Here is a 13734-nt window from a genome sequence, read left to right as displayed (position 1 = left end):
GGCCGGATTTACGCCGAGACGTCGAACTCGTCGGCGGCCTCTTCGACGTTTTCGGCGACTGCGCCGACGTTCTCCTCGACCTGTTCGTGGGCTTCGAGGGCGGCGTCGAACGACGTGTCGACGACCTCGGAGTAGCTGCGGGCGAACTCCTCGTAGGCGACTTCGGACTCCTCGAGCGCTTCGAGGTAGGCGTCGATCGACTGCGACTGGGCCTCGGTGGCCGAGTCGAAGCCTTCGTCGACGAGCTCGCGGAGCTCGGCGAAGTCGGCGGCTTCCTCGGGCAGCGACGCCTCGAGGGCGTCGAAGTAGGCGTGGATTGCGCCCTTGGTCAGTTCGGCGTTGGATTCCACGAGCGAGCTCGAGGTCTCGACGGCGTCAGCGAAGGCGCTGATCGAGGTCTGCTGGGCCTCGAGGGCGTCGTGGGTCAGGGTCTGGCTCTGTTCGATTGCGGTACGCTGTGCGTCGAATACTGCGGTGAATGGGTTCTGTGTCATGATTGATCTTCTCGGTTGCGTTTGACGGGGACGACGATCGTCTGGACGATATCGCCCTCCTCGATGTCGAGGGCCTCCCGTTCGGGTCCGGGAATGCTGATCCGACCGCCGCTCTGAACGCGGGCCTTGAACGTCGCCGTACCCATATTCATGGGCCCGAAGGCGGACGTGTTCTCGAGCGGGTTCGCCGACGTGGCCTGCAGCAACTGCTTCATCATCTCCTGCTGGGATTCGGCGACCTGCTCGCCCGCTTCCTGCATCTGTTCCGTGAACATCGCAGGCGGGAACCAGCTCGATCGGTCGGAGTCGTCCGTCATCAACAGTACATAGAACCGCGGCCATAATAAGCCTTTCCACTAGATACCATCTGATACCATGAGTTGGTTTCGTCTGGATCATAACACCGGGGGCCGGAGTACGATGAACGGCGGTTCCGACTGAACCGTGATCGTGACAGTTCAATTTGAACGGCGAAATCGGTCGGAAGAGACCGTCCTAAGGAAGTATTACTACATGATCGAATCGGTAAAACCGTCTTGGGTAAGCCAAAGAAGTCATATGCACCCCACACCTATCCGAAGTAGATGTCCCACCAGAACGCTGGCGAAGATAACCTCGCGGCCATGACGAACGCGTGGTCGGCGATGACACGAGGATTTCTTCGAACCGCGACCGCCGCGAACCGTGCGGCAGTTTCCGCGATGATCCCGTCCGTGGACGCCGATAACGGCACGGACAGCGGTCGAATCGCGCCGCCGATTCCGTCGGTCGAGTACTCCGACCTCGACTGGCAGTTCGATCGCACCGTCGACGATCCGGACCACATCAGCGTCGGCGATACCGTCACCTTCGAGAAGGCGCTGACCGACGAGGACGTCCGGGCGTTCGCCGCAGTCAGCGGCGACACGAACCGCCTCCACCTCGACGAGGACTTTGCGTCCGACACCCGTTTCGGCGAACGGATCGTCCACGGAACGCTCGTCTCCGGACTCATCAGTTCCGCGCTGGCTCGGCTTCCCGGACTCACCATCTATCTCTCCCAGGACCTCGAGTTCAGCGGCCCGGTCGGTATCGGCGACCGCGTGTCGGCTCGCGTCGAAGTCGTCGAAGACCTCGGGAACAACCAGTACCGTCTCGAGACGGTCGTCCGCGACGAGGAGGACGATGCGACCGTGATCGACGGCGAAGCCGTCGTCCTGATCGACGACATACCTGCTGAGTAACTGTTTTCGTCGACTCGAGGCGTCCGCTCGCCGGTGTATCGAGTTCCAACGGTGGCGATCATCCCACTCTACTTGCTCGCGGAGAACGGAAGACTCGCACCTCGATTCAACTAAGTGGCTCCTCCCGGAATCGGCGCGTATGACTCTCTTTGGAACCGCAGGAATCCGCGGGCCGGTCGAAGACGTCTCACCGTCGCTGGCGCTCGCCGTCGGCCAGGCGGCCGGCGAAGCCGGAGAAACGTTCGTCGTCGGTCGGGACGGTCGGGAGACCGGCCCGGCTCTCGCAGCGGCGATGGAAGCCGGCCTCGAGAGCGCTGGTGCCGACGTCCGGCGTCTCGGACAGGTACCGACGCCCGCACTCGCGTTCGCCTCGCGCGGACGGCGAGGCGTGATGCTCACCGCGAGCCACAACCCGCCCGAGGACAACGGCATCAAGCTCTTCGCGGACGGCGTCGAGTACGACGGCGACGCCGAAGGAACCATCGACGATCGAGTCGCGAGCGACGAGTCCCGGCTCGCCCGCTGGGACGAGTGGGGCGAGTCCGAACAGCTCGCGGTGCTCGACGGGTACCGATCAGCCGTCGAAGGCTACGTTCGCAAGCAGTTCGGCGATCGGAGCCGGGACGGGGAGTCGGCTTCGAGCGACCCACTTTCGGGCCTTCGGATCGCCGTCGACTGCGGGAACGGCGTCGGCGCGCTCGCGACGCCGCAGGTCCTCGAGCGACTCGGCGCGACCGTCGTCGCCGTCAACGCGTCCGTCGACGGCCACTTCCCCGGCCGCGAGAGCAAACCCACGCCGGAGACGCTCTCGGAGTTCACCGAGTTCCTGCTGGACGGTGAGTTCGACCTCGGACTCGCCCACGACGGCGATGCCGACCGGCTCGTCGTCCTCGGACCCGACGGCGACGTGATCCACGAGGACACGGTCCTCGCCGCCGTCGCGGCTCACTACACGGCGGCGAGCGATGCAAACGATCCCGTCGTCGTCACCACGCCCAACGCGTCCGCCCGCATCGACGAACAGGTCCGCGCGGCCGGCGGCCGCGTCGAACGCGTCCGGCTTGGTTCGCTTCACGAGGGAATCGCGCGCGAACGTGCACAGGGGGCCGAGGGGACCGAAATCGTCTTCGCCGCGGAGCCGTGGAAGCACATCCACACCGCGTTTGGCGGCTGGATCGACGGCGTCGTCAGTGCGGCAGTCGTCGCCGCACTCGTCGTCGACGCCGGCGACACCGAGGCGCTCCGCGAACCCATTACCGAACGGCCCTACCGAAAGGTCAGCGTCGAGTGCCCGGACGACGCGAAAGCGGGCGTTATGGCCGCCCTCGAGACCGCACTCCCCGACGCGTTTCCCGAGGCGAACGTCGGGACCGACTACGGCGTGCGCCTCGAATTCCCGGATGCCGCCTGGATTCTCGTCCGGCCCAGCGGAACGGAGCCGTACGTGCGTCTCTACGCCGAGAGCGACGATGTCGAGACGCTCGTCGCGACCGCGCGCGAAGTCATCGAATCGACAGTCGCCGAGGAGGCTTAGCTCCGGCCGGCGAATCGAAGACAAGTTTCGTACATCGAGTTGTGCGGCGATTTTATCCTCTACCGTTAACGGTTTCGACGACTATATACCGGATGTTTACGCTAGTCGGCCCTATGGTACGAGACCGACGACGATTTCTTCAGGGTACGGCTGCAGCTGGACTCGCCGGCATCGCCGGCTGCGTTGGTGGGTTCGGCGACGAAGGGAGCTCGAACGTACAGGTCGGGATGGTGTACGCGACCGGCGGCCTCGGCGACGACTCGTTCAACGACATGGCCAAACAGGGGGTCGTCAACGCGCGCGAAGACTTCGACCTCTCGTTCGACGAGATCGAACCGGGTAGCGCAAGCGAGTTCGACGGGGCACAGCGTGACTACGCCGAATCCGGCGACTACGATCTGATCACCTGCGTCGGGTTCGCGCAAGCCGACGCCCTCTCGGGGAACGCGCCCGAGTATCCCGAGCAGAACTTCATGATCATCGACTCGGTCGTCGAGGAAGACAACGTCCGGAGCTACGTGTTCGGGGAACCCGAGGGCTCGTTCCAGGTCGGCCACCTCGCGGGCCTGTTGACGGACCAGGAGTTCGCGGCCGGTGCCGGTGAGACGAATCCCGACGAGAGCGTCGTCGGCTTCGTCGGCGGCGTCGAATCGCCGCTGATCGAATCGTTCCAGGCCGGTTTCGAGGCCGGCGTCGAGTACGCAAACGAGGACGCCGAGGTCGTCTCGTCGTACGTCGGCGGCTTCAACGACACTGCGGGCGGCCAGTCGGCCGCTCGATCGATGTACCAGGACCAGAACGCCGACATCGTCTTCCACGCGGCCGGCCGAACCGGTATCGGCGTCTTCCAGGCGGCACAGGACGAAGGCCGGTTCGCGATCGGCGTCGACGACGACCAGTCGGTTTCGAACCCGGACTTCGCCGACGTCATCCTCGCGAGCATGGTCAAGCGCGTCGACACCGCGGTCTACTCCGCGATCGAGTCCGTCGTCAACGACAACTTCGCCGGCGGCGAGACCGAAGTCCTCGGCCTCGAGGAGGAAGGTGTCGCCAACGTCTACGGCGACGAACTCGGCGACGAGATCCCCCAGGACGTGAAGGATCAGGTCGCGGAGTCCCGACAGGCGATCATCGACGGCGAGATCGACGTCCCAAGCGAACTGTAATCGCATGAGCGAGTCCGGAGCGGGAACGACCGACGGGACGGGACCGAGTACGGGGGTGGATTCGGGAACTGCTGATCGAAAAAGTACGGGTAGCGACCTCGCAGTCCACCTCGATGGCATCACCAAGCGGTTCCCCGGAGTCGTCGCGAACGACGACGTCGACCTCCGCGTCGAACGGGGAACCGTCCACGCCCTGCTCGGCGAGAACGGTGCCGGTAAAACGACGCTGATGAACGTCCTCTACGGGCTCTACGAGCCCGAGGAGGGCCGCGTCGTCGTCGACGGCGAGAATTGTTCGTTCGACTCGCCTCGAGACGCCATCGACGCCGGCATCGGGATGATCCACCAGCACTTCATGCTGGTCGATCCCATGACGGTCGCCGAGAACATCGCGCTGGGAAACGAACCCACGAAGTGGTTCGGCATGGCGGTCGATCACGAACGTATCGACCGCGAGATTCGAGACCTCTGTGATAGGTACGGCTTCGACGTCGATCCCGACGCCACTGTCGAAGACGTAAGCGTCGGCGTCCAGCAGCGCGTCGAGATCCTCAAGGCGCTGTTCCGTGGTGCCGAGGTGCTCATCCTCGACGAGCCGACCGCCGTCCTCACGCCGCAGGAAGTCGAGGGCCTCTACGAGGTCCTCGAGGAACTCACCGACCAGGGGAAGACGATCATTTTCATCACGCACAAACTCGAGGAAGCGACCCACGCCGCCGACGCGATCACCGTCCTCCGGGACGGGAAATCCGTCGGGACTGTCGATCCGGACGGCACGAGCCGAAAAGAGCTGGCCGAGCGCATGGTCGGTCGGGAAGTCCTCCTCGAGGCCGAATCCGAGCCGGTCGAGGCCGGCGACGTCGTCCTCTCGGCGGACGACGTCACCGTCACGGACGCCCGCGATATCGAGGTCGTTTCGGGGATCGACCTCGACGTGCGCGCGGGCGAAATTCTCGGTATTGCAGGCGTCGACGGCAACGGTCAGGCCGAGCTGATCGAAGCGATCACCGGTCTCGAGACGCCCGACGAGGGCACTATCGCCTACGACGGAACGGACATCACGGAGTGGTCTCGCCGCCAGCGGATCGAGAACGGGATGGCCTACATTCCGGAGGACCGCCACGAGCGCGGACTCGTCATGCCGTTCGACCTCGTCGAGAACGGCGTCCTCGGCAGCCAGCGCTCACCGCGGTTCGCCAACGGTGGCCGGATCGATTGGCCCGGGGTTCGCGATCACACTGAAGAGATCATCGAAACCTACGACGTCCGACCGCCGGACGCCGATTCCGACGCGCGCTCTCTCTCGGGCGGGAATCAGCAGAAGTTCATCGTCGGCCGCGAGTTCGAACGCGACCCGTCGCTCGTCGTCGCGACCCACCCCACTCGCGGGGTCGACATCGGCTCGACCGAGTTCATCCACGAGCGCCTGCTCGACCTTCGGCGGGAGGGCGTCGCGATACTGCTCGTCTCCTCGAACCTCGAGGAAGTACAGGCCCTCTCCGACAGGTTAGCAGTGATCTACGAGGGCGAATTCATCGACGTCACGACCCCCGACGACGTGACCGAAGAGGAACTCGGCTTGCTCATGGCCGGCCAACCGCCGGGCCAGCGCGACGCGGCCGGATCCGTCGGAGGTGACGGCCGATGAGGGAGCGACTCGAGGAAGTCCTCGATCGCCTCGTCGGAGCGTCGGCCCTCGAACGGGTCCTCATCAGCGTCGCGGCGCTGTTCGCAGCCGTCCTCGTCGGCGGGGTGCTCGTGTTCGTGTCCGGCGGCTTCGCCACCTGCCGGACCGGCCTCGACCTGGGCGGCTGGACGTTCTGTTACAACCCGATGCAGGTCTACTACGAGCTGTTCCTCGGCGCGCTCGGCCACCCGCTCGAGGGGGGCTGGCAGCTCACCAACTTCGGCCTCGCGACGACCCTCCAGCGGACGACGCTGCTGATCTTCGCGGGGCTGTCAGTCGCGGTGGCGTTCCGCGCCGGCCTGCTCAACATCGGAACGCAGGGACAGCTGGTCGTCGGCGGGTTGGCCACGGCGGTCACCGTCGTCTACGCGGCGGCGATCGTCCCCGGCGGGTTCATCGGAACGGTCGTCCTCATCCCGCTGGGCGTGTTCGCAGGGGCAGTCGTCGGCGGGTTCTACGGCGCCATTCCGGGGGTACTGAAGGCGTACGGCGACGCCAACGAGGTCATCACGACGATCATGCTCAATTTCGTCGCGACCGGCGTCACGGCGACGGTGCTGTCCTGGCAGTTCCAGGACCCGAACAGTAACAACCCCCAGACGGAACCCGTCCCCGAGTACGCGGAGATTCCGAACCTTCCGCTGATCGGATTCAGCGGTCGGATGGACTTCTCGCTGCTCGCGCTGGCCTTCGCCGTCGCGCTCATGTTCGGAATCGCCTGGCTGTTCGCTCGAACCTCGTTCGGCTACGAACTACGGACGAGCGGCCTCCAGCCCGAGGCCGCCGCCTATGGCGGGGTCGACGACCGACGCATGACCGTCGCGAGCATGACCCTCTCGGGCGCGCTCGGCGGCATCGGCGGCGCGTTCTGGGTGCTCATGGTCCACGGGCGCTGGCTCGAGAACGTGCCCTCGCTGGGCTTCGACGGGATCGCCGTCTCGGTGCTGGCCGGCAACAGTCCGGTCGGCGTCGGCGCGGCGGCGTTCCTGTTCGGCGTGCTCCAGAGCGGCTCGCGCTCGATCGGGACGGGAACGGACGTGCCGCCGGAGCTGGTCGGCATCCTGACGGGACTCATCATCCTCTTCGTCGCGATGCCGGAGTTCTTCCGGATGGTCGGACGGCGGTTCCGTCCCACGGGGACCCCGAAGCCGACTCGTGCGGACGGCGGTGAGGGGGGTGACGTCGATGAGTGACCTTGTCTCGAAGCGAACGGCTGGGGCAGCCGCGGCTCTCACTGTCGTCTGGATCGTCGTCGGACTGCTCGCGCCCAATTCGTGGCCCGGGGTTTTGCTCTCGATCGCCGCCAGTCCGAACACGCACACGGCGACGCTCCGGCTCGCCGTCCCGATCGCGCTCGCCGCGATCGGCGGCATCTTCGCCGAGAAGAGCGGCGTCATCAACATCGGGATCGAAGGCCTGCTCATCGTCTCGGGGTTCAGCTCGATCGTCGCGACCTACTGGCTCGGTTCCGGGAGCACGACGCTGGGGCTGTCGAACCACTGGTGGGGACTCGTCGTCGGCGTCCTCGTCAGCGTCCTGTTCGCGCTGATCTTCGCGATCGTTTGCATCGAGTTCAAGGCCGATCAGATCATCGCCGGGCTCGCGGTCTGGCTCATCGCCCTGGGACTCGCACCGTTCGTCTCCCGAATCGTCTTCGGGAGTCCGAACGCCACCACCATGGGGACGTTCAAAGCCGTCACGATTCCGGTGCTGTCGGAGATTCCGATACTGGGCTACCTGCTGTTCGATACGCCACCGCAGGTGTATCTCATGCTGTTCGGGGCGGTGGCAGGCTGGTACCTGCTCTCTCGGACGAGCTTCGGCCGCTGGGTCGTCGCCAGCGGCGAGAATCCGAAAGCGCTCGACACGGCCGGCGTCGACGTCCGAAAGGTCCGCTACGCCGCGGTCCTCCTCTCGGGCGTCTTCGCCGGCCTCGGCGGCGCGGGCTTCGCGCTCGGCCAGCTCGGAACCTTCGCCGGCGGCGGCCAGACCGACATCGCCGGCCGCGGGTTCATCGCGATCGCCACCTACCTGCTCGCGAACTACCACCCGATCGGTGCCTTGCTCGGATCCTTCCTCTTCGCGGGACTCAACTCGATGCAGAACGGGCTGCAGGCCGCCGGGTACGCCATCCCGACGGAACTCATCCGAACGATCCCTTACGCGACGGTGATCGTCGTCCTCGTGTTCGTCGGCCGCACCCGACTGCCCGAGGCCGCCGGTGAGGACTACGAGTCCGGTGAGGACTAAGCCGCTTCGTCGCTCTGCGCGATTTCGTCCGGTCGATGCCTTCTTGCGTCCGCTCGAGCTATCTCCTGCCGTGACAGACAACGCTCTCATCGACGCCGCTCGCGACGTTCAGGACGAGGCCCACGTGCCCTATTCCGAGTATCGAGTCGGCGCGGCACTCGAGACCGAGGACGGCGAGGTCTTCGTCGGCTGCAACCTCGAGAACGCCAATTTCAGCAACAGCCTCCACGCCGAGGAGGTCGCCGTCGCTGAGGCAGTCAAGAACGGCCACCGCAAATTCTCGCGCCTCGCCGTCAGTTCCGACCGCCGGGACGGCGTTACGCCCTGCGGGATGTGCCGGCAGACGCTCACCGAGTTCTGCGACGACGGTCTCGTCGTGCTCTGTGACGAAGGCGAGGGGGAGGAGCCGACCGAGTACACGCTCGGGGAACTCCTACCCAATACGATTACGCAGGAGACGCTCGAGTAACGATCCTTCGTATTTCGCTCGAGCGCTACGGTGAACGCTTTTTCGAGAGCGCGGTGAGCTACGACTCCACGTCCTCGAGTCGCTCCCGCAAAATCGTCCGGTGGCACCGCTTCTTCTCGGTATTTTCGTAACAGACCAGCGCCAGCGACTCGCCGGACGCCAGCCGGTCTTTCAGCGCCGCGAGCGCCGCCTGTGCCTCATCGGACTCCGCGAGGTGCTCCCGATACGCCTCGTCGAACCCGACCTGATCCCACGCGGCGTTGTGGGCCCCCTCCTCGCAGAGCCCCTGCATCTTCATGTCCTCCGCGGCGTCGCGCATCGACTCGAGGAGGTCGGCGGGCGGGCCGAGTTCGGGGTAGTTCTCGTCGACGGTCGCGTGAAACCACGACGTCGGCTGCCGGACGACGCCGACGCGCGTCGTGTCCGACGGTAACTCGGCGAGGTCGTGCTGGATCGCCGCGACGTAGGTGTCCGCGAGCGTTCCCCGTGCCATACGCTCGCTACGGGCGCCCTGCATTTATATACCGCGTCGACGCGAAGCACCGGTATTCGATGTCCCGCGACAGCGAAGACCCGAACGCCGACGTACAGTACCACCTCGAGGTCGGACCGAACGACGTGGCCGACACCGTGCTTCTGCCCGGTAATCCCGAGCGCCTCGAGAAGATCGTCGACTTCTGGGACGATCACGAGATCCGGGCCCACCACCGCGAGTACCGGACGGCGACGGGAACGTACGACGAGACGCCGATCTCGGTCACCTCGACGGGAATCGGCAGCCCGTCGACGGCGATCGCCGTGGAGGAACTGGCTCGAGTGGGCGTGGACACGTTCATCCGGGTCGGCTCGTGCGGGGCGATCCAGCCCGAAATGGACGTCGGGGATCTGGTGATCACGACCGGTGGGGTCCGTCAGGAGGGGACGAGCGACGAGTACGTCCGCGAGGACTACCCGGCCGCGGCGGATCACGAGGTCGTCTCGGCGCTGATCGCCGCCGCCGAGCGACTCGGCTACGACTACCATACCGGCGTCACGATGAGTTCCGATTCGTTCTACGCCGGGCAGGGTCGCCCCGGCTTCGACGGCTTCGAAGCCGCCGGTGCCGACGAACTGGTCGACGAACTCAAAGCGGCGAACGTCAAGAACATCGAGATGGAGGCCAGCGCCATTCTGACGATCGCGAACCTGTACGGCCTCCGCGCCGGTGCCGTCTGTACCGTCTACGCCAACCGCGAAACCGGCGAGTTCAGAACAGAAGGGGAATCCCGCGCCGCCGAAACCGCGTCGCTCGCGACGCACCTCCTGGCGCGGATGGACGCCGTCAAACGCGAGGCCGGCGTCGACCGCTGGCACGCCGGGTTGTCGCTCGAGTAGCGTTGACCTCCTCCCGCGCCTAAAGACGCGGGAATCCCATCACGGGATTTCAGGCCAAGCGTGGCCCTATGGTTTCAAGACGCATACGTTCCAAGCGTCTCCTGCGTGGTAGCATCGGCTTGGCTGTCTTGTGGGGCGGTCAAACACCCCCCATCCTCAGCCGAGTCATCGCCATCCGTGTGTTCTCTTGAATGGCTCTCTCCGCTGAGGTAGCGGTCTGCGATATTTATCGCGCCGTTCACGTCCGCTTGGTACTCGCTCATCCAGCAAGCGTCGTTCGTACATTTGAACGTCGCCTGTTGCGGGCGGTATCCTACCTTACCGCAAGCGTGGCACTCCTTCGACGTGTTGCGCGGGTTCACCGTTTCGACAGGGATACCCTTCTCGACTGCCTTGTAGCATATCTGTGCGTGGAGTTTGGCGAACCCCCATCCGTGGAGACGCCGGTTCATGAAGTCGCCGTAGTCCATCGACTCCCGTATGTACGTCAGGTCTTCCAGAACAAGAACGGGATTCTCGACGGACTCGGCGTACTCCACGACCTCGCGGGTGACGCGGTGGAACACGTCGTCTATCTGTCTCCACACGTCGTCCCCGAAGGATTCCGCGATACGCTTACTCTCTCGCGTCTGGAGTCGGCGCTTGGCGGTGAAGTAGGTCTTGCGGAGCCGACGAACAGTCTTTCCTTCGTCGGCCCACAGTTCGGGCGCGGTCGGAGAACCGTGGTTGTCGCGGTGACACACCGTGACGAGTGACGCTTCTCCAATATCGACTCCAATGGGTGTCCGTTCTTCGGCGGACACCTCGGAACTATCCTCAACGTCACGGGTAGCGGTGACGTGGAGATACCATGTTCCGTCCCGCTCGAACAGCCGACTCTCGCCCATCGTAGCGTCTCCCGCGTTCAACGCTTCCAACCAGTCCCGTTGTTCGGGATTCGGTTGTGCTGGCATCCAGAGGTGGTAGTCCTCATGGTGCGGAATTTTGACGTACCACTCGATAGCGTTCTCAGGCTTGTGGCCGAGTCGAAGCCCCTCGTTGGTGAAGCGGACGGGGTGGTCGTCGTGAAGTTTGCTTGCGTTGTAGGTCGTCGTGAGTTGCGGGACGTACTTCTTGAGCGCGTTCTTCGCATACCCGCTCAGGTCGTAGTTGACCACTACGTCGTTCGCTTCGGTCTGTGTGGTACATCGAGCGTTGAAGGCATCGTGGAGCGCCTGCTGGTATACCTCGCGTGTCTCTCGGAGTTTCCTTCGCTTGTGGGCGTTCGGGTCCACAAGTTTGAGTTCGAGCGTCTTCGTGAGTTCGGTCACGAATCGCCCTCCTTGTGTTGTTGGATGTAGTTCACGATAGTCTTGCTCGAAACGTGCCCGGCAGACCCTGCGTAGTACCCTCGCGCCCATCCGATTTTCTCGCCGTCGTGGTCAGCGTATCGGTGATTGTATTTGCGCGAGGAGATGCCCTTGAACCAGTTGGCGAGTAGCGCTGGTTCGTTCTTGGGCGGGCTACTGACGAACAGGTGAACGTGGTCGGGCTGTACTGTGAGGTCGAGTATCTCAACGCCTTTATCGTCGGCAATTTCGTGGAGGATGGACCGTACACGGCTGGCGACCTCGTTGACGAGTACCGACTGGCGGTACTTCGGCAACCACACTATGTGGTAGTTGAGGTTGTAGGTCGCGTGCCGTGTGGTCTTCATCCGTGTTGCACACTATAGTCCGATAAATACTTAATACTATCTATAAAACAATGAGAAATTTATTCGTGGAATCGTTGGTAGAAGTGTAGGCTATTGTCCGCTTGACCCCCGCCTAAAGACGGGGGTATGCGCTCGTAACTTTATCAATTCCGTCGTCGCCGTCGAAACCGACCTGCTTCTCAGTCTCGGATTCGGACGATGCCGTGCTCGAAGACCTTCCGGTTCGGGACGATGTACTCCTCGGAGTCGTCCTCGATTTTAGTGACGAACAGGTCGACCTCCTGGACGATGCCGGTCTGGTCGCCGATCCGGATCTCGTCGCCGATCCCGTAGGGCTGGTTGAGCAGCAGGTAGATCCCGGCCGCGCTCGAGACGAGGAAGTCCTTGAACGCGACGGCGCCGACGGCGACGATGCCGACGGCGTACACCGTCAGCAGGATCAGGAGAGCCGTGACGTGAACGCCGACCTGGCCCAGGGCAATGAGGAACGTAACGTACAGCACGGAGTACTTGACCAGCTTCGGGATGACCGAGACCTCGGGGAGTTTGACGCCCCGGAGATACTCGCTGACGATCAGTTCCGACTTGTCCGCGACGACGAAGCCGAGAATGAGGACGAGAACGGCGATAAACAGCTGCGGGATGAACTCCGTAACGCGAAGCCAGAAGGCGTCCGTGTCGAGTAACTGTGCGATGTGGATCGCGGTGAGCACCGCGATCCCGTAGATGAACCACGAACTCAGCCGGGCGACGATCTCGACAGTCGACGTCCCGATCGACTGTGCGGTCCGCTCGAACGGCGTCCCTTCGACGGCGTCCGGAACGCCCGAGGCGGACAGCAACTCCTCGTTGAGCCGACCGACGAGGTAGCCGACGACGAGGCCGAGCACCAGCACCGCCGCCGCTATGACGGCCGGTTCGTTGACGAACGACTGCCACTGTACCATATCAGTACGCCTCCGGATCGACCTCCAGAATCAGTTCACCGGCCTTGAACGCCCGCACGAGTCCGTCGCTCTCCGACAGCACGATCGTAATCGCGTTGGTGTCTCGCGTGATCGCACCGCCGGCCATGTGCCGCGCCCCGAGCCCCTTCGGGATGTCGACGCCCTCCGCCGACGGCTCGAGGTAGCGGTACGCGGAGACGATCTTGCCCGCGTCCGAAATGATGAACGCGCCGTCGAGCCGGGAGAACTCCTTCAGCATGACGTTCACGATCGGGTCGCCCACGTGGACGTGAGACTTCTCGAAGGGGTTGTACGAAAGCGGCCGGGACTTGTTCATCACTTTCCCGGCGTCACCGACGACGAACAGCGCGCCGACCGGCTTCCCTTTCTGCCCCTTCTTGCCCAATTCGATCGCCAATTCGAGGACCGACTTGACCACCTCCGGGTCCGCCCGGGACTTGACGAACAGGTCGTAAATTCCCGTCTGCGTCTCCGCATCCGCACGGACGCGCGAAACCGTATCGATACCGTCGCCGAAGACGCTCGTCGCACAGGCGAGGTCGTCGCCGTCCTCGATCACGCCCTGTTCGAGGGCCCCCTCGAGGCCGAACCGGATTCGGTCGGTGATGTCCTCGAACTCGAGGGGCAACTCGACGAACGTCTCCGCACCCACGGCGTTTTCCGTGCCGACGACGACCACGTCGAGGTCTTCGACGGCGGTGAATCGTTCGTAGTACGAACCACTGGGCGAAAAGAGCACAACGGCATCGACACTCGCGAAGATGTCCCCGAACACGTCGTCTAACCCGGCCATTGATACTACAACTCGGTCCTGCGCGAATAAGCGTTATGGGACGTCTGACGCGCGTCTTTCGATTTCTTCGATTCGACCGG

The 13734-nt window shown here is 64.2% G+C and carries 15 protein-coding genes; 8 read left to right on the top strand and 7 right to left on the bottom strand.

Annotated elements, in window-relative coordinates:
• Nucleotides 1-8: 8 nt before the first annotated feature.
• Entirely contained in the window at nucleotides 9-494 is a 486-nt protein-coding gene (locus tag LDB05_RS08125; RefSeq protein ID WP_226007419.1) for a hypothetical protein, read from the bottom strand.
• Nucleotides 491-811 (bottom strand): AbrB/MazE/SpoVT family DNA-binding domain-containing protein, encoded by a 321-nt coding sequence (locus tag LDB05_RS08120; RefSeq protein WP_226007418.1) that lies wholly within the window; start codon nucleotides 809-811, stop codon nucleotides 491-493. The genes LDB05_RS08125 and LDB05_RS08120 overlap by 4 nt, the downstream gene beginning before the upstream one ends.
• A gap of 267 nt (nucleotides 812-1078) precedes the next feature.
• Here LDB05_RS08120 and LDB05_RS08115 point away from each other — a divergent pair, with 267 nt between their 5' ends.
• The 7 genes from LDB05_RS08115 (at nucleotide 1079) to cdd (ending at nucleotide 8823) form a co-directional block, all read left to right on the top strand.
• Nucleotides 1079-1717, top strand: coding sequence for a MaoC family dehydratase (locus tag LDB05_RS08115; RefSeq protein ID WP_226007417.1), 639 nt, complete (start codon nucleotides 1079-1081; stop codon nucleotides 1715-1717).
• Between the two features lie 139 nt (nucleotides 1718-1856).
• A complete protein-coding gene (locus LDB05_RS08110) occupies nucleotides 1857-3251 on the top strand; it encodes a phosphohexomutase domain-containing protein (protein ID WP_226007416.1) in 1395 nt (464 codons plus the stop codon).
• A gap of 113 nt (nucleotides 3252-3364) precedes the next feature.
• A complete protein-coding gene (locus LDB05_RS08105; protein ID WP_226007415.1) occupies nucleotides 3365-4417 on the top strand; it encodes a BMP family lipoprotein in 1053 nt (350 codons plus the stop codon).
• A gap of 4 nt (nucleotides 4418-4421) precedes the next feature.
• Nucleotides 4422-6065, top strand: a complete 1644-nt coding sequence (locus tag LDB05_RS08100; RefSeq protein ID WP_226007414.1) for an ABC transporter ATP-binding protein — start codon at nucleotides 4422-4424, stop codon at nucleotides 6063-6065.
• Entirely contained in the window at nucleotides 6062-7297 is a 1236-nt protein-coding gene (locus tag LDB05_RS08095) for an ABC transporter permease (RefSeq protein ID WP_226007413.1), read from the top strand. The genes LDB05_RS08100 and LDB05_RS08095 overlap by 4 nt, the downstream gene beginning before the upstream one ends.
• Entirely contained in the window at nucleotides 7290-8354 is a 1065-nt protein-coding gene (locus tag LDB05_RS08090; protein WP_226007412.1) for an ABC transporter permease, read from the top strand. The genes LDB05_RS08095 and LDB05_RS08090 overlap by 8 nt, the downstream gene beginning before the upstream one ends.
• A gap of 70 nt (nucleotides 8355-8424) precedes the next feature.
• Nucleotides 8425-8823 carry a cytidine deaminase gene (cdd, locus tag LDB05_RS08085; RefSeq protein ID WP_226007411.1) on the top strand — a complete coding sequence of 133 codons (399 nt, stop codon included), beginning with the start codon at nucleotides 8425-8427 and terminating at the stop codon, nucleotides 8821-8823.
• A gap of 58 nt (nucleotides 8824-8881) precedes the next feature.
• Here cdd and LDB05_RS08080 read toward each other — a convergent pair whose 3' ends face one another.
• Nucleotides 8882-9316, bottom strand: coding sequence for a DUF488 domain-containing protein (locus LDB05_RS08080; RefSeq protein WP_226007410.1), 435 nt, complete (start codon nucleotides 9314-9316; stop codon nucleotides 8882-8884).
• Between the two features lie 59 nt (nucleotides 9317-9375).
• Between LDB05_RS08080 and LDB05_RS08075 the strand changes: the two genes are divergently transcribed.
• Nucleotides 9376-10197, top strand: coding sequence for a nucleoside phosphorylase (locus LDB05_RS08075; protein ID WP_226007409.1), 822 nt, complete (start codon nucleotides 9376-9378; stop codon nucleotides 10195-10197).
• 74 nt (nucleotides 10198-10271) lie between these two features.
• On the opposite strand, the gene LDB05_RS08070 is transcribed toward LDB05_RS08075, so the two are convergent.
• The 4 genes from LDB05_RS08070 to dacZ all read right to left on the bottom strand — a co-directional run bounded on the left by LDB05_RS08070 (nucleotide 10272) and on the right by dacZ (nucleotide 13654).
• Nucleotides 10272-11507 carry an RNA-guided endonuclease InsQ/TnpB family protein gene (locus LDB05_RS08070; protein ID WP_226007408.1) on the bottom strand — a complete coding sequence of 412 codons (1236 nt, stop codon included), beginning with the start codon at nucleotides 11505-11507 and terminating at the stop codon, nucleotides 10272-10274.
• Nucleotides 11504-11893 carry an IS200/IS605 family transposase gene (tnpA, locus tag LDB05_RS08065; RefSeq protein ID WP_226007407.1) on the bottom strand — a complete coding sequence of 130 codons (390 nt, stop codon included), beginning with the start codon at nucleotides 11891-11893 and terminating at the stop codon, nucleotides 11504-11506. Before tnpA ends, LDB05_RS08070 begins: the two co-directional genes overlap by 4 nt.
• Before the next feature lie 179 nt (nucleotides 11894-12072).
• Nucleotides 12073-12840 carry a mechanosensitive ion channel family protein gene (locus tag LDB05_RS08060; RefSeq protein ID WP_226007406.1) on the bottom strand — a complete coding sequence of 256 codons (768 nt, stop codon included), beginning with the start codon at nucleotides 12838-12840 and terminating at the stop codon, nucleotides 12073-12075.
• Nucleotide 12841: 1 nt separating this feature from the next.
• Entirely contained in the window at nucleotides 12842-13654 is an 813-nt protein-coding gene (gene dacZ / locus LDB05_RS08055) for a diadenylate cyclase DacZ (RefSeq protein WP_226007405.1), read from the bottom strand.
• Nucleotides 13655-13734: the final 80 nt, after the last annotated feature.

This window comes from Natrinema salinisoli (assembly GCF_020405205.1).
Lineage (GTDB): Archaea > Halobacteriota > Halobacteria > Halobacteriales > Natrialbaceae > Natrinema > Natrinema salinisoli.
The sequence above is the reverse complement of the archived record's forward strand: the minus strand, read 5'-3'. Positions and strand labels throughout refer to the sequence as shown.